We start from the raw sequence: 22,309 nt of genomic DNA on the forward strand, positions 1-22,309 counted from the left end.
GCCTCGGAAAGCAGCCCCGGCGCGGCGAAGGATGACGCTCGCCGCTCAACCGTCGGACGCGCGTTCTTGCGGCGGCGTAGCCGTCTTCTTATATGCGGCGGGACACGGGACGAAGCCTTGGGAGCGCATCCCGCAAGGGCCACGCGCTTCGGACCATCCCGTTCTCAAACCAGACGTTTTCAACCGCCATGGGTCGAGCTGCTTCGGGGCTCGGCGGTCTGCTTGAAAAATCCAACAGAGGGATCCCACCATGGGTAAAGTGATCGGTATCGACCTCGGCACCACCAATTCCTGCGTGGCCGTCATGGAAGGCACGCAGCCGCGGGTCATCGAGAATGCGGAAGGCGCCCGCACCACCCCGTCCATCGTCGCCTTCACCGACGACGGCGAGCGCCTCGTCGGCCAGCCCGCCAAGCGGCAGGCCGTGACCAATCCGGAACGCACGTTCTTCGCGATCAAGCGTCTGATCGGCCGGACCTACGACGATCCGCTGACGCAGAAGGACAAGGGCCTCGTGCCCTACAAGATCGCCCGCGGCGACAACGGCGATGCCTGGGTCGAGGCTGACGGCAAGAAGTACTCGCCCTCGCAGATCTCCGCCTTCACCCTTCAGAAGATGAAGGAGACGGCCGAGTCGCATCTCGGCCAGCCGGTGACGCAGGCCGTCATCACGGTGCCCGCCTACTTCAACGACGCCCAGCGTCAGGCCACCAAGGATGCCGGCAAGATCGCCGGCCTGGAAGTGCTGCGCATCATCAACGAGCCGACGGCGGCGGCGCTCGCCTACGGCCTCGACAAGAAGAAGGCCGGCACGATCGCGGTCTACGACCTCGGCGGCGGCACCTTCGACGTGTCGATCCTTGAGATCGGCGACGGCGTGTTCGAGGTGAAGTCGACGAACGGCGACACCTTCCTCGGCGGCGAGGACTTCGACAACCGCGTGGTCGAGTACCTGACCGCCGAGTTCAAGAAGGAACAGGGCATCGACCTGACCAAGGACAAGCTCGCCCTCCAGCGCCTCAAGGAGGCCGCCGAGAAGGCGAAGATCGAGCTGTCCTCGGCGACCCAGACCGAGATCAACCTGCCCTACATCACCGCCGACGCCTCAGGCCCGAAGCACCTCGCGCTCAAGCTCAGCCGCGCGAAGTTCGAGTCGCTCGTCGACGATCTCGTGCAGCGCACGATCGAGCCGTGCCGCAAGGCGCTCAAGGATGCCGGCGTCTCGGCCTCCGAGATCGACGAGGTCGTGCTCGTCGGCGGCCAGACCCGCATGCCCAAGGTGCAGGAGGTCGTGAAAGCGTTCTTCGGCAAGGAGCCCCACAAGGGCGTTAACCCGGATGAGGTCGTCGCCATCGGCGCTGCGGTCCAGGCCGGTGTGCTCCAGGGCGACGTGAAGGACGTGCTGCTGCTCGACGTGACCCCGCTCTCGCTCGGCATCGAGACGCTGGGCGGCGTGTTCACGCGGCTCATCGACCGCAACACCACGATCCCGACCAAGAAGTCCCAGGTCTTCTCCACGGCCGAGGACAACCAGAACGCGGTCACCATCCGGGTCTTCCAGGGTGAGCGCGAAATGGCGGCGGACAACAAGCTGCTCGGCCAGTTCGATCTCGTCGGCATCCCGCCGGCGCCCCGCGGCATGCCGCAGATCGAGGTGACCTTCGACATCGACGCCAACGGCATCGTCAACGTGACGGCCAAGGACAAGGCGACGAACAAGGAGCACCAGATCCGCATCCAGGCCTCCGGCGGCCTGTCGGACGCCGACATCGAGAAGATGGTCAAGGATGCCGAGGCCAATGCCGAGGCGGACAAGAAGCGGCGTGAACTGGTCGAGGTGAAGAACCAGGGCGAGAGCCTGATCCACGCCACCGAGAAGTCGGTCGCGGAGTACGGCGACAAGGTCTCGGCCGCCGACAAGGGTGCCATCGAGTCCGCCATCACCGCCCTGCGCTCCGCGCTCGAGGGTGAAGACGCCGAGGGCATCAAGGCCAAGACAAACGACCTGATGCAGGCCTCGATGAAGCTCGGCGAGGCGATGTACGCCGCCTCGCAGACCGAGGGTGCGCCCGGCGCCGAGGGGGCCGCGGCCTCGGGCGAGAAGAAGGACGACGTCATCGACGCCGACTTCCAGGAAGTGGACGAGAACGAGCGCAAGAAGCGCGCGTAAGGCTATCGTGATTCGTTTGCGAACGAGGAACATCGGCACGGCTGGGCTTGCTCCAGCCGTGCCCCTCTTCGTTTCTCGTACCGTTGGTGCTGCGTTCGTGATTCTGCTATGCGCATCAGCAGCGACGCACGGCGAATCAAGGCTGGATCCTCAATTGCGAGAAGAGTTGAGGATCCGGAGTGAGATGCGCAATCTCCACCAAAACATGATACTGGCTGAGCACAATCTCTCTGAAGCGATAAAACAGCGGGACAATTCAAGGCTTCTTCTTGTCAGCCTATTTCTTGGCTTCATGACATCCAAACCTGCCGCATTCCATCATTCGTGCACGGAAGCGGAAAAGGGGCTCAATGAAGCCGTCGCTGGGGCAGCCTATGCACTCAACCCGAATTCTATGAGTGTCAAAATCGATGACGAGAAATCAATAAACCTCCTTCCGGAGCAAGACGCCCTCCTTAAATGGTACGAGGATGGGCGCTCGAAATACGCGGGCAATCTTTCGGATTGCGAAGAGCAAGTAGGCATCAAGAAGACTGAGCGCTCGATGCCTGAACGACTTCCCTGGGCGAACTGATATGTCGAAACGGGACTACTACGAGGTCTTGGGCGTCGCGAAGACGGCCTCGGAGAGCGAGCTGAAGGTTGCCTTCCGCAAGCTGGCCATGGTGCATCACCCGGACCGCAATCCCGGCGACAAGGAAGCCGAGATCAAGTTCAAGGAAGTCAACGAGGCCTATCAGTGCCTCTCCGACGGCCAAAAGCGTGCGGCCTACGATCGGTTCGGTCACGCGGCCTTCAGCCAAGGCGGCGCGGGCGGTCCCGGATTCGGCAACGAGTTCGGCGACTTCATGTCGGACATCTTCGAGAACTTCTTCGGGGACGGACGCGCCGCACCGGGCGGCGGGGCAGGCCGCGGGCGCGGCGGCGCACCGGGCCGTGAGCGCGGCTCGGACCTGCGCTACAACCTCGAAATCAGCCTCGAAGAGGCCTTCGCGGGCAAGACGGAAACCATCCGCATCCCGACCTCGATCGCCTGCGAGACCTGCTCGGGAACGGGCGCCAAGGCGGGCTCGAAGCCGCGCACCTGCTCGACCTGCGGCGGCTACGGCCGGGTGCGGGCGGCGCAAGGCTTCTTTGCCATCGAGCGGACCTGCCCGAACTGCCACGGCCGCGGCGAGGTGGTGGACGATCCCTGCACGGCCTGCTCCGGCGCGGGCCGGGTGAACCGCGAGCGCACGCTGTCGATCAACGTGCCGGCGGGCGTCGATGACGGCCTGCGCATCCGTCTTGCGGGCGAGGGCGAGAGCGGCATGCGCGGCGGGCCGGCGGGCGATCTCTACGTCTTCCTCTCGATCAAGCCGCACCCGTTCTTCCAGCGCGATGGGGCCGACCTGTTCTGCCGCGTGCCGATCTCGATGGTGACGGCCGCGCTGTCGGGCGAAATCACCGTGCCGGTGATCGACGGCTCGCAGACGCAAGTGCGGATCCCGGCCGGCACGCAGACGGGCAAGCAGTTCCGCATCAAGAGCAAGGGCATGCCGGTGCTGCGATCCCGCGAGGTCGGCGACCTCTACATCCAGGTCTCGGTGGAGACGCCGCAGAACCTCACCAAGCGCCAGCGCGAGCTGTTGCAGGAGTTCGACCAGAGCGCCTCGGACGAGAACCACCCGGAGAGCGCCGGGTTTTTCTCGAAAGTGCGTGACTTCTTCGTGAGCGGCTCGACACGGGCGTGATCGCCCACGGCGCACGGGATCAAACCCCCTGTTCCACCGGTTATGACCGCGGCTTGCCGCTGCGGTCACACGCCCAGCCCCTTACGGCGAAGCTTGACTGCTTACGGGTTTTCGTCGTCTAGCCTGTTCGATCCATGATGAGCCGAGGACCTTCGGACGTGCCGCCGCTTCGCCGTTCCAGTGCCCGCGCCGTCTCCGCCGCACGCACCGTCCGTGAACGCAAGGATCCCTTGGAGGACGAGGCGCGCTTTCTGCGCTCCTGGTTCGAGCGCCCGCTCGTCACCGGCGCGGTGACACCCTCGGGACGGATGCTGGCGCGCACCATGGCCGCCTATGCCGACCCGAACGTCAGCGGCCCCGTGATCGAGCTTGGGCCGGGCACCGGCCCCGTGACCGAAGCCCTGATCCGCCGCGGCTTCGATCAGGACCGGCTCGTCCTCGTCGAATTCAATCCCGATTTCTGCACCCTGCTGCGCCGACGTTTCCCCGGCGTGACCGTGATCTGCGGCGACGCCTACCGGATCCGCGAGACTTTGCGCGACCGTCTCGGCAGCCTCTGCGCCGCCACGATCTCGAGCCTGCCGCTGTTCACCAAGCCGCTGGAGCAGCGCTTCGAACTGCTGCAAGGCGCCCACGACCTGATGCATCCGGGCGCGCCCTTCGTGCAGTTCACCTACGCCGTCGTGCCGCCGATCCCGGCGAAGTGCGAGGCGGGCAGCTACACGGCGAGCCGCTCCAACCGCGTCTGGCTCAACCTGCCCCCGGCCCGCGTCTGGGTTTATCGGCGCCCGGAGCCGAAGGCCGGCACGGTCTGATCCTGGACACCTCGCGAGGCCGAGCCGCGAAGCGCCGGCTCGACCGCACCAGAATATCTTTGAAAAGCCGCTGACCTTCTCCGGATGTTCTCGGGCGTTTCCCCGGTTCAATCCGGACGATCCGGCCTGGCTTTCCAAGTGTGTCCGCCGGGCTCGAACGGACTTGTTTCCGATTGTTCGGATCGTGCTCAGTGCGCGTTCATCCGCCGGCTCCTAGCTTCGTCGTCAAGGCTGCTGGGACAGCCCGATGAACGGAGGTCACACGATGTCGGATACATCCTTGGGGCGTCGAACCCGCTTTGCCTTCGCCGCACTCGCCCTGATGGCTGGCGGCCTGTTCGGCGCGAGCACCGCCAACGCCGCCCCGCTCGCGCCGGCTCCGGAAGCGACTCTCGCGTCGGAGGCGACGGTCGAGACGGTGCAATGGCAGCACCACCATTTCGGCCACCGTCACCATCCCCGCCATTGGGGCCACCGCCACCACCATCACGGCCATTGGGGGCACCACCGCCGCCACTGGGGCCACCGCCATCACCATCACGGCCACTGGGGCCATCACCGCCGGCACTGGGGCCACCGCCACCACTGGTAGGGCATGAGGAGGCGGGCTCAAAGCCGCTCGCTCAGCCCAAGCGCTCCATCACGGCCTCACACGGCTCCGGCTCCGTTGCACCGATCCGATAGGCTGCCCGAAGCGATGCCGCTGCCCGCTCGGCGGCGGCCTCGTCCGCAGCGTGGACGGTGCCGATCGGATCGTTCGGTGCCAACCGATCTCCCGGCCGCGCGAGGCCGGTGAAACCGACGCGGGCGTCGATGGCATCCTGCGGCCGGGTGCGCCCGCCGCCGAGGCCGATCACCGCGAGGCCGATGGCGCGGGTCTCCACCGACGCCACCACGCCCGCTTCCAGCGCCGGCACCGGCCGCACGACCGGCGCCCGGGGCAGGTGTCGGTCTGCCGCCTCGACGAAGTCGCCGGGGCCGCCCAGCGCCGCCACCATCCGCGCGAAGGCCTCGCAGGCCCGACCCGATTCGAGCGCCGCCGTCAGCCGCCCCTCCGCCTCCGCGACATCCGCGGCGAGGCCCCCGATCAGCAGCATCTCGGCGGCCAGTGCCAGGGTCACGGCGTGGAAGCGCGGTTCGCGGGCGCGACCGGTGAGGTAATCGACGGCATAGGCCACCTCGACCGCGTTGCCGGCGCAGGAGGCCAGCGGGGCATCCATGTCGGTGATGAGCGCGCGTGTGCGAAGTCCCGCCGCGTTGGCAACCGTCACGATGCTCTCGGCGAGCGCCTGCGCATCGGCGCGGCTTGCCATGAAGGCGCCGGAGCCGGTCTTCACATCCATGACGAGCCCTTGAAGCCCCGCCGCGAGCTTCTTCGACAGGATCGATGCGGTGATGAGATCGAGCGATTCCACCGTCCCGGTGACGTCGCGGATCGCGTAGAGGCGCCGGTCGGCCGGCGCGAGGTCGGCGGTCTGGCCGATGATGGCGCAGCCGGCCTCGGCCGTAACCGTGCGGAAGCGGTCGAGGCCCGGCATCACGTCGTAGCCCGGAATGCTCGCGAGCTTGTCCAGCGTGCCGCCGGTATGCCCGAGGCCGCGCCCGGAGATCATCGGCACGTAGCCGCCGCAGGCGGCGACCATCGCGGCGAGCGGAAGGCTCACGGTGTCGCCGACGCCGCCCGTGGAGTGCTTGTCGAGGACGGGGCCAGGTAGATCCCACGCGAGCACCGTGCCCGAATGCGTCATGGCGCGGGTCAGCGCCACGCGCTCGTCGAGCGAAAGGCCGCGAAAGAACACAGCCATGGCAAAGGCGGCGGCCTGCCCCTCGGTGACCTGATCCCGCGTCAGCCCCTCGATGAAGCCGGCGATGTCGGCCTCCGACAGGGCGCGTCCGTCGCGCTTGTCGCGAATGATCTCCTGGGGGAGCCTCATCGGGCGGTCTCCCCGGCGCGGACGAGCTCGGCGCGGAGCGCGCTGGCGCCGATGCGGAAGGTGTTCGGGCTCACCCAATCCGGCCCCATCATCCGGTCGGCGAGCGCGAGATACGCGGCGGCGTCCTCGACCCGGCGAAGGCCGCCCGAGACCTTGAGCCCCGCAGGCCGGTCGCCGCCGCGCGCGCGGATCGCGTCCAGCATGATCTCGGCTGCCGGCAGCGTCGCCGAGACCGCCGTCTTGCCGGTGGAGGTCTTGATGAAATCGGCACCGGCTTCGAGCGACAGGCGGCTCGCCTGCGCGATCAGGTCCGGGTCTTCGAGTTCGCCGGTCTCCAGGATCACCTTGAGAAGTCGGCCTGCACAGGCCGCGCGCACGGCCCCCACCATCGCAAGAGCGCTCTGCGCGTCGCCGCGCATCAAGGCGCGATAGGGCAGGACGAGGTCGATCTCGTCGGCGCCGTCCGCGAGCGTGGCCCGGGTCTCCGCAACCGTGCGCTCCACCGCCTCGCCGCCTTCCGGGAAATTGACGACAGTGGCGACCCGGACGCCGCTTCCGCGAAGCCTACGGACCGAATCGGCAACGAAACGGGGCCAGACGCAGACGGCGGCGACCCCGCTCGCGCGGGCCTTGCCGCACAGCTCTTCGACGGCAGCGGCAGTGCAGGCGTCGCTGAGATCGGTGAGATCGAGCAGTGGGAGGGCGCGCCGTGCCGCGCGGGCCGCATCCTGCGGGGGGAGGGGGGCTGAAGCGGTCATCCGGGTTCCCTACACTTCGGGCAGCCGGCCGACGAAGCCGGCGGCGAGCCGGGCCAAATCGGCCCCGGCGCGGGCGGCGACCGCCTTGGTCTCGGCATGGTGCGGGTCGCCGCCCGCGATCCCCGCCGCGAGGTTCGTCACCACGGAGATCGCCGCCACGGGCATACCGAGGAAACGGGCGAGGATCGTCTCCGGCACGGTGGACATGCCGACGAGGTCGGCGCCGAGAATCCCGGCCATGCGCACCTCGGCCGGCGTCTCGAAACTCGGACCCGAGAACCATGCGTAAACGCCGGCATGCAGCGGCAGTCCGATTGCCTCGGCTGCCGCACTGAGGTGAGCGCGCAGGCCGGGATCGTAGGCCTCCGTCATCGGCACGAAGCGGGCGTCGCTCGGCTCCCCGATCAGGGGATTGAGGCCGGACAGATTGATGTGGTCGGCCAGCATCACGAGGCGGCCGGGGCCGATCTCCGGGCGCAGCGAACCGGCAGCGTTGGTGAGCAGCAGCCGCGCCGCGCCGAGCGCCCGCGCGGCGGCCAGCGGCACCCGCATGGCGGCAGCGTCACCGGTCTCGTAGGCGTGGGTCCGCCCCTCGAACACGAGCACAGGCCGCCCCGACAGGCGACCGCGATGCAGCCGCCCGCCATGGCCGCTGACGCCGGGGGCGGGAAAGCCGGGAATCGCCCCGTAATCGAGGCTGACGCGATCCTCGACCGCCTCGACCAAGGCGCCGAGCCCGGTCCCCGTGACGATCGCTAGGGCATAGGGGCCGGAGAAGTTTTCCGCGCGCAGATGGGCGATGGCCGCGTCTTCAGGCGCCATGGACGAAATGCTCCGGGCCGAAGGAGGCGGGCAGCAATTGCTCCAGCGTGTAGCGCGCCCGCACGCCGTCGGGACCGGCCGAGAGGATCGGCGTGTCGGGACGCGCGAATTCGCGGATGCGCTGGCGGCAGGCGCCGCAGGGCGTCACCGGGGCGGGACTGTCGGCCAGGACGAGGATCGCCCGGATATGCCGGCCGCCGGCCGCGATCATCGCGGCGACGGCGCCGGTCTCGGCGCAGGTGCCGACGGGGTAGGCGGCGTTCTCGACGTTGCAGCCGGCATGGACGCGGCCGGCTTCGTCCACCAAGGCGGCGCCGACGGCGAAGCCCGAATAGGGCGCATGGGCCCGTCCGCGCACGGCGGCGGCGGCCGCGAACAGGGCATCGAAATCGGGCTCGGTCACGGATGAGGCCTGAGCGGTTGGCTGTGCATCCTGCGGTTTGGCCCGAGGAAAGGGGCCGTGTCGAGGGGGCAACGGTCGACAGAGACGCGCACGGCTTCTAAGGCAGGCCCATCGCGCGCGGGCGCGGCACCGGGAGCCCACACAATGCTCGGACGCTACGATCGGGGATCGACCGGCGGCGAAGCCAAGGTCGAGTACGGCGACGGCACCATGCGGGTGGTCAAGCCCGGCACCTACGTCCGCTGCGCCGTGACCGGCGAGCCGATCGCCCTCGACGCCCTGCGCTACTGGAACGTCGATCGCCAGGAGGCCTATGCCACCCCCGAGGCGGCGATGCAGCGCCTCAAGGAGATCGGCGCGGCGCGTTGACGGCAGGACGGTCCTTCCGTCGTCCGACCTCGACCGACTTTGTCGGGCTCGGCTTCCTCGCCGGGGCCGCGGGCCTCTTCTTCATCGCCGTCAGCGACTTCGGCGCGATCATCACCGGTCTTTCGGCGGGCGACGAGTTGATCGAGGTCTCGAGTCACGCGCCCGCGGCACTGCCGGGGGCTGTCGGGCTCAGTGCCTTCGCGGCCATGCTTTTGCGGCGGAAGGGGACGCCGCGCGGTGACACGCGTCTCATGGCGGCGGCGCTCACCTGCATTCCGCTGATGCTTCTGCTGCCGATCCCGTACCTGATGACATGGCGGGCCATCCTGACCGATCACGGCTACGCACCGTGCGAAACGACTGTCGCCGGCCGGCGCACGGTGTACCGCTGGCGTCGGACCGAGTTCGGTCCGTGCCGCTGAACGGCGCCCGCGTCATCCCAAATCCGATCGATCCCTCCGGGATGGCGGATTGGAACCTCGCTCAGGCGCCGCGCGGGAACGCCGCCGCGAGCTGCTGGCGGAGCCGCGCTTCATCGGCAAAAGCGAGGGCGACCCGTAGCACCTCCACCGCCGGGCGCGCCTCGGCCGGCAGCCGCACCGCATCCTTCTCCGTCGTGACGAGGCGGGCGCCCTCGCGCGCGGCGAGCGCCGACAACGCCGCCCAATCCCCGGGCCGATAGGGATGATGGTCGGCGAAGGCCCGCTCCGCCACGATCTCGGCGCCCAGGCCCCTCAGCGTCTCGAAGAACTTCTGCGGACGGCCGATCCCGGCAAAGGCGACGACGCGGCGACCGGACCAGTCCGGCCCGGCTTCAGGCACGAGACGGGCGCGGTAGACCGGCAGGTCGCGGCTTTCCGCCGCCGTCGCCGTCGCCTCGCCGGGGGCGCCCTCGCCGACCAGCACGAGGCCGGCGACATGGGGCCATTGCCGGGCCAGCGGCGCGCGCAGCGGCCCGGCGGGGAAGGGAAGGCCGTTGCCGAGGCCAGCACCGCCATCGACCACCGCGAGCGCGAGTGTCTTGGTCAGGCTCGGATTCTGAAGGCCGTCATCCATGACGATCACGTCGGCCCCGGACGCGGCGCAGAGGCGGGCGCCGGCCGGACGGTCGCGGGCGACGATGGTGGGCGCCGTCCGCGCCAGAAGCAGCGGTTCGTCGCCGACCTCCGCCGCCGCGTGCCGAACGGGGTCGACAACGAGCGGCCCGGCGAGCCGGCCGCCATAGCCCCGGCTGAGCAGGGCGGGCGTTCGGCCGAGATCGCGCAGCAGGCGGACGAGAGCGAGGGCCGTCGGCGTCTTGCCGGCGCCGCCGAGGGTGAAGTTGCCGACGCACAGGACGGGGCAGGGCGGTGCCGCGCCGGGCCGGTCCATCCGGTTCGCGGTCAGGCCGCCGTAGACCCGGCCCGCGGGGGCCAGCAGCCGGGCGAACGGATGCGTGGGCGGTCGGGACCAGAAGCCGGGCGGGCGCATCGCAGCCTCAGTCGCGCTCGCGGGCGGAGAGCTTCATCTGCGCGACGTAGGGTTCGAGCACCGCGAAGGTGCGCGCCACCGCGCCCTCGAAGGGCAAGAGCGCGGCCTGGCCCTCGGCCCACATCGCCGCCAGCGCGCGCGGGTCGGCGACCAGTTCGCCGACGGCCTTCTGTAGCTCCGCCTCGTCCGCGACCCGACGTGCGCCGCCCCTGGTGTCGAGCGCGCCATAGGGTTCGTGGAAGTTCTGGACATACGGCCCATGCAGGATCGCGCTGTCCAGGCGCACCGGCTCGATGGGGTTCTGGCCTCCGTGCGGCACCAGCGAGCCGCCGAGGAAGACCAGTGGGCAGAGCCGGTAGAACAGGCCGAGTTCGCCGATCGTGTCGGCGACATAGAGGTCGATCGAGGGCAGCGGGCGCCCGCCCTTGGCGCGCCGGCTCACCCGCAGACCGGCGGCGGCGGCGATCCGCGCCACCTCCTCGCCCCGGCGCGGATGGCGCGGCACGATCACCGTCAGCAGGCGCGGGAAGCGCTGCTTCAAGCCGGCATGGACACGGGCGACGACCTCGTCCTCGCCGGAATGGGTGCTGGCCGCGACCCAGACGGGCCGATCCCCGATCATGTCGCCGAGATAGGCGAGTTGCTGAGAATCGGCCGGCGGCACCGCCGAATCGTACTTGAGATTGCCGACGACATTGATCCGCGGCGCACCGAGCCGGGCGAAGCGCTCTCCGTCCTCGCGGGTCTGGACGAGACAGACCGCGATCCGCGCCAGCAATGCCCGAGCGGTGTCGGGCGAGCGCGTCCAGGCCTTGAACGAGCGTTCCGACATCCGGCCGTTGACCAGCACCAGCGGGATGCCCCGGCGGTGCAGCGACACGATGGTGTTGGGCCAGATCTCGGATTCGGCGACGATGGCGAGATCGGGCTGCCAATGCGCGAGGAAGCGCTCGATCCAGCGCGGCGCGTCGAGCGGCATGTACTGATGCACGGCGCCGGGGGGCAGGCGCTTGCTCAGCAGGTCCGCGGCGCTGCGTGTGCCGGTGGTGACGAGAACCGAGCAGCCGCGGGCGATCATCCCCTCGATCAGCCCGACGAGGGAGAGAGCCTCGCCGATGCTCGCCCCGTGCATCCAGACGAGATGGCCCACCGGCCGGGCCCGGCCGGGCAGGCCGCGGCGCTCGGACAGCCGGACCGGATCCTCCTTGCCCCGGCGCGAGCGCCACGCCAGCAGCCCGGCCACGGCGGGCTCGCCGAGATAGAGTCCGTAGCGGTAGGCGCGCAGCGCGACAGGAAGCTTCGGTACCCTCACGCCGGGCTGCCCTGCGATGCGGGAGCGGACACGCCGCCGACCCGGTCCGGCCGGCCGACGAGGGTGTAGGCCCGGTCGTGGACGCGGTTCAGCTCGGCCTGCACCCGCTGGCGCAGGGCATCGACCTCCTCGGGCGTGACCTCGCGGGGGACGAAGGTCGCCTCGCCGAACACCATGGCGCCGCGGCCGAAGGGAAGGCCGAGGCAGGCCCGATCCCAGGAGTTGAAACGGATGTGCCGGCTCGTCACCACCGCCACCGGAACGATGGGCGCGCCGGAAAAGCGCGCGAGCAGGATGATGCCGGCGTCGCACACACGGGAGACCTTGGGCACGTCGGCCGAAAACGCGACGGTCTCACCGCCCTTCAGCGCCTTGACCATGGCCCGCAGGCCCTCGGCGCCGCCCTTGGCGCGGGCGTCCTTGACCGCGCGACCGCGGGCGCCGGAGGCGCGCATCACGCGCACCCCCATCCGCGTCAGGGCCATGGTGTTGATGTTGCCGTCGGGGGAGCGGGAGATGATCGTGGCGACCCGGTCCTGCGGACGGCTCATGAACGAGATCATGATGTGCTGGCCATGCCACATGGCCGCGATGAACGGGCCGAACGCATCGAGCCGCGCATAGGCGTCTGCCGGCTCCAGGGTGAAGCGGTTGGTGCGCCGGACGAGCCGGAGATAGCCCGAGGCCAGATGGCTGAGCACCCACTGGACGCTCGGCTTGCGGCCGATGGTCTTGATCAGGCCCATGGGTTCTGACCGCTCTGTCCCGATTCGCTTCTCGACCGACCATCGGCCTCCCGCGCCGACATGCGGGGTCGGCGGCTGTCTAGACCCGACCGTACGACGGATGCAACGGAGCCACCCTCATCTTAACCTGTGTAATACGAAGCCAAGGACACGAAGCCAAGGAAACGAAGCCAAGGAAACGAAGCCAAGGAAACGAAGCCAAGGAAACGAAGCGAAGCCAGCGCCGGGGGGCGATGCGGCGGGATGCCCGATATTGACGCCGGCCCGCGTTGCCGCGATGCGGGGTGGCGTATGTTCCGTCTTGCTCATCTCACCGATCCCCATATCGGGCCGCTGCCGCGGCCGCGCCTGCGCCAGCTTCTCAGCAAGCGGGCGGCCGGCTACGTGAACTGGCGCCGGGGCCGCAGCCGCCACCACGACATGGACCTGCTCGGCGCCCTCATCGCCGACCTGCACGGCCAGGGCGTCGACCATGTCGCCTGCACGGGTGACCTGTGCAATCTCGGTCTTCCGGACGAATGGGAGAGCGCCCGGGTGTTTCTCGAAGCGCTGGGTCCGGCGGACCGCGTGAGCTTCGTGCCGGGCAATCACGACGCTTATGTCCGCGGCTCGCTGGAGGGACTGCTCGTCGCCTGCGGCGGCTGGACCGCGGCCGATGACGGGCAGAGCCGTCTGTTCCCCTATCTGCGGCGGCGTGGGCCGCTGGCCCTGGTGGGGCTGTCCTCGGCGATCCCGACCAAGCCGTTCGTCGCGAGCGGCCGGCTCGGGCCGGCGCAGATCGAGGCGGCCGAGCGCGTGCTGCGCGACCTCGCCCTGGCGCCGGATCGGCCCTGCCGCGTGGTGATGATCCACCATCCGCCCCATCCGGGCGGGGCGGCCTCGGGACGCGAGTTGAAGGATGCGGCCGCCTTCGCGGCGATGATCGGCCGGGCCGGGGCGGACCTGATCCTGCACGGGCACAACCATGTCGGCACCGTGGCCCAGATCACCGGGCCGGACGGGCGGCCGGTGCCGGTGGTCGGCGCGCCCTCGGCCTCGGCGCGCACGCTGCTGACCAACCGGCGCGCCTCCTACTACCTCTACACGGTCACGCCGGGCGAGAACGGCTTCCGGATCGCGGTGACCGAGCGCGGTCTCGACGAGGCGGGCGGCATCGGCGAGTTGTCCGGCTTCGACATCGAGACGCCGCCCGCGGACCGGATCGGACTGATCCATCGGCGGCGCCAGCGCCACACCTGAGCCGACCCGGTCGGGTTCAGAGCACGCCCGTCTTCGACAGGCCGTTGGCCCGGGGCAGGGGACGCAGCAGGCTCTTCACCTGCGAGAACGGCCGCGGCCGGTTGATCACCTCGTCGAGGCGAGACCACAGAGTCTTGGGCGAGAACGGCTTGGAGATGATCTCGTTGACGCCCAGCGCGATCGCCCGGTCGACCACGTTGCGGCGCGGCTGGGCCAGCATGAGGATGATCGGCACGGTCGGCGAGGGCGAGGTGGCCGGGGTTCTGGCGAGCCGGATGAACTCCTCGCCCGACAGGATCGCCAAATCCCAATCGATGATCGTGAGATCGGGCTTGCTCTCGGCGAGCACGCCGAGCGCCTCCGCGCCGTCGGGTGCCTCCAGCACGCGCTTGATGCCGACGCGCATCAGCATGTCGCGCACGATGCGGCGGATGTAGAGGCTCTCGTCCACGACGAGGGCAGAGAGATCCGGGAAGGTCGGAGTTGCGATCATCGGCAGCCGGCGCCCGGTTCGAATCCGGGGCGTTTCGCGGCAAGACTAGCCCCGTTGGGTTTGCATTTTCCTAAAGCGCGGCCGGGTGCGCGGGAATCACAGGCGAGAAACGTCCCCCCTCTACTTCCCCTGCGTGCAAGCGGGATTCGGAACGGACGGGATCCCAAAGGGGGTACGTACGCAGTTTCACCGCGAAAATACGGAGCCCGCAGCACGGATCGGTTAGAAGAACCTTGCGGTATGGGCGGGATTGCGTCAGACCTGAGGCATCGCTCCCGGTAGCCGCAGCCGGGGGGATGATAGTGCGGCGCGTCGGCTGTCTCGAGATAGCGCGCACGCGGTATTCGAGACTTGGCGGGCGGACGGTTTTTGCGAGCTTTCAATGGGACGTGGTCGTGATTTCAGGGGGCCGCAGAAGCGCGGCTTCGACGAGGGTGGTTCCGAGCCGCGGTGGCCCGACGAACTGCCCCCGAGCGGCGGTGACCGCTTCGGCGGCGCGAGCGCCGGCGGCAACCGCTTCGGCGGCGGCGGTGGTTACGGTGGCGGCGGTGGCGGCGGCTTCGACCGCGGCCCGGCCCGCGCGGCGGCTGCACCGACGGGACCGGAGCGTGATGCGACGGTCAAGTGGTTCAACAAGGAGAAGGGCTTCGGCTTCGTGGAGCTCGGTGACGGCTCCGGCGATGCCTTTCTCCACATCCGCGCGGTCGAGGCCGCCGGTCACGACGACCTCCTTCCCGGCACACGCCTGACGGTCCAGACCGCCCAGGGCCAGAAGGGCCCGCAGGTCACCGCCGTGAACAGCGTCGATACCTCCACGGCCGAGGCGGCTCCGCCCCGGCGCGAAGCCCCGCGCTTCGGCGGCGGCGGCGGTGATCGCTTCGGTGGTGGCGACCGCTTCGGCGGCGGTGGCGGCGACCGTTTCGGCGGCGGCAGCCGTGATCGCTTCGGCGGCGCGGGTGCTGGCGGCGGCGGTGGGCGCTTCGCCTCCGGCCCTTCGGTCGAGATGACCGGCACCGTGAAGTGGTACGACCCGGCCAAGGGCTTCGGTTTCGTCTCGGTGAACGACGGCGGCAAGGACGTGTTCGTGCACCGTTCGGCACTCTCCCGCGCCGGCCTCGACTCGCTGGCCGAAGGCCAGCAGGTCACCCTCGGCGTCGTCGAGGGTCAGAAGGGCCGCGAGGCCTCGAGCATCACCGTCGAATATTGATCGACGCGGGCCGCGTGCCGGCCCGAACGACAGCTTACGAAGCGGCGGCCTCAGGGCCGCCGTTTTCGTTTGTCGGGTTGGCGGTCACGACGGGCTTCGGCCAGCGACGACGATGAGGGAGAGCGCGATGCGTCGGAGTGCCAGCGCACTCAGCCTGCTCCTCCTGTGCGCGGCACCCGCCGCCGCGGAGGATTTCTCCGGCTTCTACGCCGGCGTGAATGCGGGTTGGGCGTTCGAACGCGGCGACCGGGATCCGTCCGTAGCGGGGGCACCGGGTGCGGCCAAGCCGGAGGAGGAGCTTCCGCAGAGCGTAGCGCGGGTTCAGGAGCGACGATTGCCGGCGCCCCCGCATCCGGCCGGGCGCCGCTGATCAGCGAGCGCCCGCAATCGCGGAACAGGGCCGAACCGGTGATCGCCGCCGCGTGAAGGCCGTCAGACGTCGCGGCCGTACCGCTCGGCCACCAGGGCGTAGGCGAGGCGGGCGGTCTGGACCTCCCCGCCCTCCGGCCGACCGGGCTTGGTCGAGGGGTTCCAGCTGTAGAGGTCGAAATGCACGTGCGCCTTGGTCCGGCGCACGAAGCGGCGCAGGAACAGGGCGGCGGTGATCGCCCCGGCAAACCCGCCGCCCGGCGCGTTGTTGAGGTCGGCGACCTTCGAATCGAGCAGGCTCGCATAGGGTGGGTGCAGCGGCAGGCGCCACACCGGATCGTTGACGCGCAGGCCCGCTTCCGCGACCGCATTCGCCAGCCCCTCGTCCTCGGTGAAGAAGGCCGGAAGATCGGGGCCCAGCGCCACGCGGGCGGCGCCGGTCAGCGTCGCGAAATCCAGGATGAGGTCCGGCTCCTCGCCATCGGCCAGCGCCAGCGCGTCGGCGAGGATCAGGCGTCCCTCCGCGTCGGTGTTGCCGATCTCGACGGTAAGGCCGGCACGGGAGCGGATCACGTCGCCGGGCCGGAAGGCATCGCCGGCAATGGCGTTCTCGACGCTCGGCACGATCAGCCGCAGCCGCACGGGCAGGCCGGCGCCCATGATCATCTCGGCCGCCGCCAGGGCCACGGCGGCGCCGCCCATATCCTTCTTCATCAGCAACATGTTGGAGGACGGCTTGATGTCGAGCCCGCCGGTGTCGAACACGACGCCCTTGCCCACCAGCGTCACCCGCGGCGCGTCCTCGGCCCCCCAGGTCAGATCGATGAGGCGGGGCGCCCGCGGCGAGGCGACGCCGACGGCGTGGACGAGAGGAAATTCTTTCTCGAGATCCGCGCCGACGGTCACGCAGACCGCCGCGCCGAACCGCTCGCCCAGAGCCCGCACGGCGGCCTCGACTTCGGCCGGTCCGAGATCGTTCGCCGGGGTGTTGACGAGGTCGCGCCCGGCCGCGACCGCAGCCGCGAGCCGCTCGATCGCCGCCGCGTCGATTCCGTCCGGGGCAACGAGGCGCGGGCGCGGCTCGCCCGGCTTGCGGTAGCGCTCGAACCGGTAGCTGCCGAGCCGCCACGCCAGCGCCGCCTCCCTTTGATCGAGATCGTCGCACGGCTCGAAGCGGTAATCGCCGGGGGGCAGGGCGCCCGGTAGCTTGCCGGCGAGAAAGCGGTCGCGACCGCCTGCTTTCGCGTCGCCCAGGCCGAAAAGCACGCGGCCGAGTCCGCCGTTCTCTCCGGGCAGAAGGGCGACGCGGCCGGCCTTGGGGGCAAAGCCGGTGGCGTCGGCGAAGCTGCGCTGGAGCGGCGGCAATCCCGCCGCGACGGCGCCCCATCCGGCCTCCGTCACGCAGAGAATCGGGACTGCATCCGCGCCTGCATCGAGAAGGGATGGGCCGTGCTGCGACAGAGGTGAGGTCATGGAAAATAAGCTTAACCGGCCATTAGGGTTAACGCTCTATCACCCCGCCATCGGTACGGCGCAAGCGCCCGCCGTGGCATTGGGAAGAGAGGACACCATGACCGGCATTTGCAGCGCGGCTCCGAGCCAGCCTGGAATGGTCCGGACACGCCGTGTGCTCGCCCTGGCCCTCGTCGGCCTCGGGCTGGCCGGGTGCCAGAGCCGCTCGCCCGAGACGACCGGCTCGATCGGCGGCCTCAGCCTGCTGGGCGCGAACCGTGCCGAACGCTCGCCCCGCGCCGAAATCGATGCCCTGGCCGCGCGCTACAACGCGGACCCGAACGACGTGCGCGCCGCCATGCGCTACGCCGCGGCCCTGCGGGCGACCGACCAGAAATCACAAGCCGTCGCGGTGCTGCAGCAGGTCGCCCTGCGCAACCCGAAGGACAAGGTCGTGCTCGCCGCCTACGGCAAGAGCCTCGCCGATGCCGGCCGCTACCAGGAGGCCAACGAAGTCCTTCAGAACGCCCACAGCCCGGCTCAGCCCGATTGGCGCGTGCTCTCGGCGCAGGGGATGGTGGCCGACGAGACCGGCGATCACGCCCGGGCTCAGAACCTCTACGACACCGCCCTCAAGATCGCGCCGAACGAGCCGCGGATCCTGTCGAATCTCGGCCTGTCCTACGCACTCTCCCGCCGCCTCGACGAGGCCGAGACGACCCTGCGCCTCGCCGTGGCCCAGCCGAAGGCCGATGCCCGCGTGCGCCAGAACCTCGCCCTGGTGCTCGGCCTCAAAGGCCGCTACGACGAGGCGGAGCAAGTGCTGGCCCAGGATCTCGGCCCGGCGGAAGCGGCGGCCAACATGCGTGAGATGCGCGCCATGGCAGCCCGCCGCGCGGCACCGAAGACGGCCCAGGCCGGCAATGCGGCTCCGGGCCGGCAGCTCGCACGGACGGCGATCCAGTAAAGCCGGGATCTTGGCCCGTCGACCTTGACGAAACCGGCGCATCTCCCCTATAGGCTCGCCACTTCCATAGGACTCCGCCGGTATCGATTGTCGCGAGGGTTCGACGCCCTCGGCGCAAGAGCCGTGTGGCATTGCCGAAACGCTTCAGCGCCGAGACCCGGCCTAACGTTGACAGGACTGTAACGATGTCGCGTCGCTGCGAACTCACGGGCAAGGCCGTTCAGGTTGGTCACCTCGTGAGCCACTCGAACCGGAAGACCAAGTGCCGGTTCCTGCCGAACCTCTGCAATGTCACGCTGCAGTCGGACACCCTCAACCGCCGCGTCCGCTTGCGGGTGACCGCCCACGCGCTCCGCTCGGTCGAGCATCGTGGCGGCCTCGACGCCTTCCTCGTGAAGGCCCGCGAGATCGAGCTGTCGCAGACGGCCCGCCTGCTGAAGCGCGACATCGAGAAGAAGATCGCCGAGACCGCGACGCCCGCCGCCGCGTAATGCCCTATGGCCCGAGGGGCCTGAGCTTCTTTACAAGTGAATCGGGAGGCCACCGGATGCGCAGCGCGCGCCCGGTGGCCTTTTCCGTTCGACAAGGCACACGCTGCCGATGACGGCGCTCACCCTCATCATCCCGATCTTCGGCCTCGTGCTGGTCGGCTGGCTCGCCTCGCTCACCAAGATCATCTCGGAGCGCGTCGGCGACGGACTGTCCGAATTTGTCTTCTCACTCGCGGTGCCGGCCCTCATCGTCTCGACTCTGACGCGGCCGGGCCTGTCGGGCGAGATCGCCTGGGGCTACTGGGCGAGCTATTTCGGCGGGGCCGCCATCGCCTGGGCCACCGGCTCGCTGATCGGGCGCCGCACCGAGGGCGTGGACCGGCGCGGGGCCGTGCTGCACGGCTTTGCCGCAAGCCAATCGAACACCGTCTTCATCGGCGTGCCGATGATTCTCCAGGCCTACGGCGAATCGGGCGCCTTCCCGCTCTTCATGCTGCTCGCCGTACACCTACCCTTGATGATGGGCGCGGCGACCTTCCTGATCGAATCGGAGGGCGGGCGCCCCCTGGGCCAGCGGCTGAGGGCGCTCGGCCTCGCGCTCGGCAAGAATCCGATCTTCCTGGCGCTCGCCGTCGGCATGGCGATGAAGGCGGCCGGCCTCTCCTTTTCGGGCATCCCCAAGGCGCTGGTCGATTCGCTGGCCGGCACCGCCTCGACCTGCGCACTGATCGCGCTGGGAGCCGGCCTCACCCGCTACAAGGTGCTGCACGACCTGCGCGGCGCGAGCATCGTCGCCGCCTTGAAGCTCGGCGTGCACCCGTTCGCGGTCTACGTGCTCGCCTTCCACGTCTTCACCATGCCGCCGGCCTATGCCGGCGTCGCCGTGTTGTTCGCGGCGATGCCGGTGGGCATCAACGCCTACCTGCTGGCCGTGCGCTACAAGAGCGAGCAGGGTTTGGTCGCCGCCGCCGTGCTGGTCTCGACGCTGGCCGCCACCGCGACCACGGTCGGCTGGCTGCTACTGCTCGGGCGCGGATAGTTTTTCGGACTTCGTTCTCAAGCGGGATCTCGGGTCGTCGCATAGGATGGCTGCGTTGACCCCGGCCCCCTCGCTCCATAGGTTGCCCGCTCTTGCGCCCCGGCCCGAACGGCCGGCGCGGCGCTTGTCCAGACCCCGAAAAGCTTGCTTGTGATGTCCGCGCCCCTCCGCCTCGACCCCGACATTCTGGAGGCTGCCGCCTCTGCCGCCGCCTGGCCGTTCGAGGAGGCGCGCAAGCTCGTGGCGCGGCTGGAGAAGAAGCCCAAGAGCGAGGTTCTGTTCGAGACCGGCTATGGCCCCTCGGGCCTGCCGCATATCGGCACCTTCGGCGAGGTCGCCCGCACCTCCATGGTACGCCACGCCTTCCGGGTGCTGACCAAGGACGCGGTGCCGACCCGGCTGATCGCCTTCTCCGACGACATGGACGGCCTGCGCAAGGTTCCGGACAACGTGCCGAACCGCGAGCGGCTGGCCGAGGCCCTGAATCTCCCGCTGACCCAGGTCCCCGATCCGTTCGGCACGCATGACAGCTTCGGCGCCCACAACAACGCGGAACTCCGCCGCTTCCTCGACGCCTTCGGCTTCGACTACGAGTTCCGCTCGGCCACCGCGTGCTACAAGGCTGGCCTCTTCGACGACACGCTCCGCCTCGTCCTGGAGCGCTACGAGGCGGTGATGGCGATCATGCTGCCGTCGCTGCGGGCCGAGCGCTCGGCGAGCTACTCGCCGTTCCTGCCGATCCACCCCGTCACCGGCCACGTGATGCAGGTGGCCATCGAAGAGGTACGCCCAAGCACCGGCACCATCGTCTGGCGCGATCCGGCAACGAACGAGGCCTACGAGACGCCGGTGACCGGCGGTCACGTCAAGCTGCAATGGAAGCCCGACTGGGCGATGCGCTGGGTGGCGCTGGGCGTCGATTACGAGATGGCCGGCAAGGACCTGATCGATTCGGTCAAGCTCTCGGGCCAGATCGCGCGCGCCCTCGGCGCCGAGCCGCCGGAGGGGTTCAACTACGAACTCTTCCTCGACGAGAAGGGCCAGAAGATCTCGAAGTCGAAGGGCAACGGCCTGACCATCGACGAGTGGCTGACCTACGCCACGCCTGAGTCGCTCGCGTTGTTCATGTACAACAAGCCGCGCGAGGCCAAGCGGCTGTTCTTCGACGTGATCCCGCGCCACGTCGACGAGTACGACAACTTTCTCGGCCGTTTCGCCGGCCAGGAGGCGAAGCACCGGCTCGGCAACCCGGTCTGGCACCTGCACGCGGGCGCGCCGCCGGCCGTCGAGACCATCGACGAGGCCGGCACCACGCTCTCCTTCGGCATGCTCCTCAACCTCGTGGCGGTGGCCAATGCCGAGAACGAGGCGGTGCTGTGGGGCTTCATCCGCCGCTACGCGCCGAATGTCGGGCCGGAGACGCATCCGCGGCTCGCCGGCCTCGTGACGCGGGCGCTCGCCTATTACCGGGACTTCGTGCGCCCGCAGAAGCAGTACCGCGCGCCCACCGAAGACGAGGCCGCGGCCCTGCGCGACCTCGCGGACACGCTCAAGGAGCACGAGGGCTCGACCGATCCGGAGGCGCTGCAGGCGATCGTCTACGAGGTCGGCCGGCGCCACTTCCCCGACCTGTCGGGCAAGGCCAAGAGCCCGGACGGGCGGCCCGGCGTCTCGAAGACGTGGTTCGCCTCGATCTACAACGTGCTGTTCGGCGAGGCGCAGGGGCCGCGCTTCGGCTCGTTCATCGCGCTCTACGGCGTGGCGGGCACCCGGGCGCTGATCGAGAAAGCGCTGAGCGGCGCGCTGGTGGCCGAGCACGCGGCCTTCCTCGATAGCCGCAAGGCTGCGGCGGCCTGAGCCGGGGCGGGGCCGATGCGGAGGATGGGGGCGTTGGCAGGCATCCTCGGCGTTCTCGCTGCCCTGATCGCGCCGAACCGGCCGGTGGTGCGGACCTTGTCAGGGGGCTGAACCACGCCGGCCGGTTCGTCGCTGGCCACTTCACATCACGAGAAATCGGCTGGCCGGCGACCGAACTTCGCGCGAGGCGGCTCAAAATCGATCTCCGCGGCGCCCGGCATCGCCAGCGCATCGGCAACCTTCCGCCGCCCGTCGAGCCGCCGTGTGCTCCGATCAAGCGCCGCCCCAAGCCCGATGCCGGCGCCATAGGCCGCGACGTTCCATGGTGAGAAAAGGCGGCCGAGCAGCAACTGCCCCGCCAGCGTCAAGCGAAACGCGTCGAGCCCCGGCGTGTGGACGAGGCGGAACAGCTCGACCAGCACGGCGACGATCAGGGCGACCGCCGCCAGCCGCAGGACCGGGGCGGAGGGCCGGCCGAGGGCGACGAGCCCGTAGACCATCGCGCCCCACAGGACCGAGCCCCCGTACTTCACGATCTCCCGAGGCAGGCCGAGCGGCAGATAGCGCACGCCGACGCCCGCCGCGATCACGAGCAGGACGGCGGCGAAGAGGAGAGGGCGGCGGGATCGGAGGCTCGGCATCGCGGTCCGGCGGTTTACAGCG

24 protein-coding genes are annotated in these 22,309 nt (G+C 69.7%); 14 read left to right on the forward strand and 10 right to left on the reverse strand.

The window, feature by feature from the left end; translation table 11 throughout:
- Positions 1-250 precede the first annotated feature (250 nt).
- The 5 genes from dnaK (at position 251) to Y590_RS13880 (ending at position 5,310) form a co-directional block, all read left to right on the forward strand.
- On the forward strand, positions 251-2,170 hold the full coding sequence (dnaK, locus tag Y590_RS13865) for a molecular chaperone DnaK (protein ID WP_060770361.1): 1,920 nt from the start codon (positions 251-253) through the stop codon (positions 2,168-2,170).
- Between the two features lie 184 nt (positions 2,171-2,354).
- Positions 2,355-2,744, forward strand: coding sequence for a hypothetical protein (locus Y590_RS26460; RefSeq protein WP_135298658.1), 390 nt, complete (start codon positions 2,355-2,357; stop codon positions 2,742-2,744).
- Between the two features lies 1 nt (position 2,745).
- Entirely contained in the window at positions 2,746-3,903 is a 1,158-nt protein-coding gene (gene dnaJ / locus Y590_RS13870; RefSeq protein ID WP_060770362.1) for a molecular chaperone DnaJ, read from the forward strand.
- 158 nt (positions 3,904-4,061) lie between these two features.
- On the forward strand, positions 4,062-4,718 hold the full coding sequence (locus tag Y590_RS13875) for a class I SAM-dependent methyltransferase (protein ID WP_003603953.1): 657 nt from the start codon (positions 4,062-4,064) through the stop codon (positions 4,716-4,718).
- A 265-nt stretch (positions 4,719-4,983) separates the two neighbouring features.
- Positions 4,984-5,310: a hypothetical protein gene (locus Y590_RS13880; protein WP_060770363.1), complete on the forward strand. Its 327-nt coding sequence runs from the start codon at positions 4,984-4,986 to the stop codon at positions 5,308-5,310.
- Positions 5,311-5,341: 31 nt separating this feature from the next.
- Here the strand turns inward: Y590_RS13880 and deoA are convergent, their stop codons facing one another.
- The 4 genes from deoA to cdd are packed head-to-tail and all read right to left on the reverse strand — an operon-like array spanning position 5,342 to position 8,635.
- Positions 5,342-6,652, reverse strand: a complete 1,311-nt coding sequence (deoA, locus tag Y590_RS13885) for a thymidine phosphorylase (protein WP_060770364.1) — start codon at positions 6,650-6,652, stop codon at positions 5,342-5,344.
- Positions 6,649-7,410, reverse strand: a complete 762-nt coding sequence (gene deoC, locus Y590_RS13890) for a deoxyribose-phosphate aldolase (RefSeq protein WP_060770365.1) — start codon at positions 7,408-7,410, stop codon at positions 6,649-6,651. Before deoC ends, deoA begins: the two co-directional genes overlap by 4 nt.
- Positions 7,411-7,419: 9 nt before the next feature.
- Complete coding sequence (locus Y590_RS13895; protein WP_060770366.1) at positions 7,420-8,232, reverse strand: purine-nucleoside phosphorylase; 813 nt, start codon at positions 8,230-8,232, stop codon at positions 7,420-7,422.
- Positions 8,222-8,635: a cytidine deaminase gene (gene cdd, locus Y590_RS13900; RefSeq protein WP_060770367.1), complete on the reverse strand. Its 414-nt coding sequence runs from the start codon at positions 8,633-8,635 to the stop codon at positions 8,222-8,224. Before cdd ends, Y590_RS13895 begins: the two co-directional genes overlap by 11 nt.
- Positions 8,636-8,779: 144 nt before the next feature.
- On the opposite strand from cdd, the gene Y590_RS13905 reads away from it, so the two are divergent.
- Together Y590_RS13905 and Y590_RS13910 are read left to right on the forward strand one after the other, a co-directional pair.
- Complete coding sequence (locus Y590_RS13905; protein ID WP_060770368.1) at positions 8,780-9,004, forward strand: DUF2093 domain-containing protein; 225 nt, start codon at positions 8,780-8,782, stop codon at positions 9,002-9,004.
- Positions 9,001-9,426: a hypothetical protein gene (locus Y590_RS13910; protein WP_060770369.1), complete on the forward strand. Its 426-nt coding sequence runs from the start codon at positions 9,001-9,003 to the stop codon at positions 9,424-9,426. Before Y590_RS13905 ends, Y590_RS13910 begins: the two co-directional genes overlap by 4 nt.
- 61 nt (positions 9,427-9,487) lie before the next feature.
- Here Y590_RS13910 and lpxK read toward each other — a convergent pair whose 3' ends face one another.
- From lpxK to Y590_RS13925, 3 genes are read right to left on the reverse strand one after another with little or no spacing between them, the layout of a single operon-like run.
- Positions 9,488-10,474 (reverse strand): tetraacyldisaccharide 4'-kinase, encoded by a 987-nt coding sequence (lpxK, locus tag Y590_RS13915; protein WP_060770370.1) that lies wholly within the window; start codon positions 10,472-10,474, stop codon positions 9,488-9,490.
- 7 nt (positions 10,475-10,481) lie between these two features.
- Positions 10,482-11,786, reverse strand: coding sequence for a 3-deoxy-D-manno-octulosonic acid transferase (locus Y590_RS13920; protein WP_060770371.1), 1,305 nt, complete (start codon positions 11,784-11,786; stop codon positions 10,482-10,484).
- Complete coding sequence (locus tag Y590_RS13925; RefSeq protein ID WP_060770372.1) at positions 11,783-12,532, reverse strand: lysophospholipid acyltransferase family protein; 750 nt, start codon at positions 12,530-12,532, stop codon at positions 11,783-11,785. The genes Y590_RS13920 and Y590_RS13925 overlap by 4 nt, the downstream gene beginning before the upstream one ends.
- Before the next feature lie 291 nt (positions 12,533-12,823).
- Between Y590_RS13925 and Y590_RS13930 the strand changes: the two genes are divergently transcribed.
- Positions 12,824-13,771 (forward strand): metallophosphoesterase family protein, encoded by a 948-nt coding sequence (locus tag Y590_RS13930; protein WP_060770373.1) that lies wholly within the window; start codon positions 12,824-12,826, stop codon positions 13,769-13,771.
- A gap of 16 nt (positions 13,772-13,787) precedes the next feature.
- Here Y590_RS13930 and Y590_RS13935 read toward each other — a convergent pair whose 3' ends face one another.
- Positions 13,788-14,264 carry a response regulator gene (locus tag Y590_RS13935; protein ID WP_060770374.1) on the reverse strand — a complete coding sequence of 159 codons (477 nt, stop codon included), beginning with the start codon at positions 14,262-14,264 and terminating at the stop codon, positions 13,788-13,790.
- 382 nt (positions 14,265-14,646) lie between these two features.
- Here Y590_RS13935 and Y590_RS13940 point away from each other — a divergent pair, with 382 nt between their 5' ends.
- A complete protein-coding gene (locus Y590_RS13940; RefSeq protein WP_060770375.1) occupies positions 14,647-15,471 on the forward strand; it encodes a cold-shock protein in 825 nt (274 codons plus the stop codon).
- Between the two features lie 127 nt (positions 15,472-15,598).
- Complete coding sequence (locus Y590_RS25760) at positions 15,599-15,841, forward strand: hypothetical protein (protein WP_083530855.1); 243 nt, start codon at positions 15,599-15,601, stop codon at positions 15,839-15,841.
- Between the two features lie 62 nt (positions 15,842-15,903).
- On the opposite strand, the gene Y590_RS13945 is transcribed toward Y590_RS25760, so the two are convergent.
- Positions 15,904-17,313, reverse strand: coding sequence for a leucyl aminopeptidase family protein (locus Y590_RS13945; protein ID WP_060770376.1), 1,410 nt, complete (start codon positions 17,311-17,313; stop codon positions 15,904-15,906).
- 97 nt (positions 17,314-17,410) lie between these two features.
- Here Y590_RS13945 and Y590_RS13950 point away from each other — a divergent pair, with 97 nt between their 5' ends.
- From Y590_RS13950 to Y590_RS13965, 4 genes are all read left to right on the forward strand, one after another.
- A complete protein-coding gene (locus tag Y590_RS13950) occupies positions 17,411-18,259 on the forward strand; it encodes a tetratricopeptide repeat protein (protein ID WP_060770377.1) in 849 nt (282 codons plus the stop codon).
- A gap of 185 nt (positions 18,260-18,444) precedes the next feature.
- Entirely contained in the window at positions 18,445-18,750 is a 306-nt protein-coding gene (rpmB, locus tag Y590_RS13955; protein ID WP_060770378.1) for a 50S ribosomal protein L28, read from the forward strand.
- Positions 18,751-18,859: 109 nt separating this feature from the next.
- Positions 18,860-19,789 (forward strand): AEC family transporter, encoded by a 930-nt coding sequence (locus Y590_RS13960; protein ID WP_060770379.1) that lies wholly within the window; start codon positions 18,860-18,862, stop codon positions 19,787-19,789.
- Between the two features lie 153 nt (positions 19,790-19,942).
- On the forward strand, positions 19,943-21,646 hold the full coding sequence (locus Y590_RS13965) for a lysine--tRNA ligase (protein WP_060770380.1): 1,704 nt from the start codon (positions 19,943-19,945) through the stop codon (positions 21,644-21,646).
- 146 nt (positions 21,647-21,792) lie between these two features.
- Here Y590_RS13965 and Y590_RS13970 read toward each other — a convergent pair whose 3' ends face one another.
- Positions 21,793-22,287 (reverse strand): ribosomal maturation YjgA family protein, encoded by a 495-nt coding sequence (locus Y590_RS13970; protein ID WP_060770381.1) that lies wholly within the window; start codon positions 22,285-22,287, stop codon positions 21,793-21,795.
- Positions 22,288-22,309: the final 22 nt, after the last annotated feature.

This window comes from Methylobacterium sp. AMS5 (assembly GCF_001542815.1).
In the GTDB taxonomy this organism is placed as follows: domain Bacteria; phylum Pseudomonadota; class Alphaproteobacteria; order Rhizobiales; family Beijerinckiaceae; genus Methylobacterium.

Excerpts from the sequence above, each read along its gene's own strand:
- Y590_RS13905 (WP_060770368.1), top strand. The coding sequence starts at position 8,780 with ATGCTCGGACGCTACGATCGGGGATCGACCGGCGGCGAAGCCAAGGTC.
- dnaK (WP_060770361.1), top strand. The coding sequence starts at position 251 with ATGGGTAAAGTGATCGGTATCGACCTCGGCACCACCAATTCCTGCGTG.
- Y590_RS13895 (WP_060770366.1), bottom strand. The coding sequence starts at position 8,232 with ATGGCGCCTGAAGACGCGGCCATCGCCCATCTGCGCGCGGAAAACTTC.
- Y590_RS13950 (WP_060770377.1), top strand. The coding sequence starts at position 17,411 with ATGACCGGCATTTGCAGCGCGGCTCCGAGCCAGCCTGGAATGGTCCGG.
- Y590_RS13960 (WP_060770379.1), top strand. The coding sequence starts at position 18,860 with ATGACGGCGCTCACCCTCATCATCCCGATCTTCGGCCTCGTGCTGGTC.
- Y590_RS13930 (WP_060770373.1), top strand. The coding sequence starts at position 12,824 with ATGTTCCGTCTTGCTCATCTCACCGATCCCCATATCGGGCCGCTGCCG.
- deoA (WP_060770364.1), bottom strand. The coding sequence starts at position 6,652 with ATGAGGCTCCCCCAGGAGATCATTCGCGACAAGCGCGACGGACGCGCC.
- deoC (WP_060770365.1), bottom strand. The coding sequence starts at position 7,410 with ATGACCGCTTCAGCCCCCCTCCCCCCGCAGGATGCGGCCCGCGCGGCA.
- Y590_RS26460 (WP_135298658.1), top strand. The coding sequence starts at position 2,355 with ATGCGCAATCTCCACCAAAACATGATACTGGCTGAGCACAATCTCTCT.
- lpxK (WP_060770370.1), bottom strand. The coding sequence starts at position 10,474 with ATGCGCCCGCCCGGCTTCTGGTCCCGACCGCCCACGCATCCGTTCGCC.
- Y590_RS13940 (WP_060770375.1), top strand. The coding sequence starts at position 14,647 with ATGGGACGTGGTCGTGATTTCAGGGGGCCGCAGAAGCGCGGCTTCGAC.
- Y590_RS25760 (WP_083530855.1), top strand. The coding sequence starts at position 15,599 with ATGCGTCGGAGTGCCAGCGCACTCAGCCTGCTCCTCCTGTGCGCGGCA.
- Y590_RS13925 (WP_060770372.1), bottom strand. The coding sequence starts at position 12,532 with ATGGGCCTGATCAAGACCATCGGCCGCAAGCCGAGCGTCCAGTGGGTG.
- rpmB (WP_060770378.1), top strand. The coding sequence starts at position 18,445 with ATGTCGCGTCGCTGCGAACTCACGGGCAAGGCCGTTCAGGTTGGTCAC.
- Y590_RS13965 (WP_060770380.1), top strand. The coding sequence starts at position 19,943 with ATGTCCGCGCCCCTCCGCCTCGACCCCGACATTCTGGAGGCTGCCGCC.
- Y590_RS13880 (WP_060770363.1), top strand. The coding sequence starts at position 4,984 with ATGTCGGATACATCCTTGGGGCGTCGAACCCGCTTTGCCTTCGCCGCA.
- Y590_RS13945 (WP_060770376.1), bottom strand. The coding sequence starts at position 17,313 with ATGACCTCACCTCTGTCGCAGCACGGCCCATCCCTTCTCGATGCAGGC.
- Y590_RS13935 (WP_060770374.1), bottom strand. The coding sequence starts at position 14,264 with ATGATCGCAACTCCGACCTTCCCGGATCTCTCTGCCCTCGTCGTGGAC.
- dnaJ (WP_060770362.1), top strand. The coding sequence starts at position 2,746 with ATGTCGAAACGGGACTACTACGAGGTCTTGGGCGTCGCGAAGACGGCC.
- Y590_RS13970 (WP_060770381.1), bottom strand. The coding sequence starts at position 22,287 with ATGCCGAGCCTCCGATCCCGCCGCCCTCTCCTCTTCGCCGCCGTCCTG.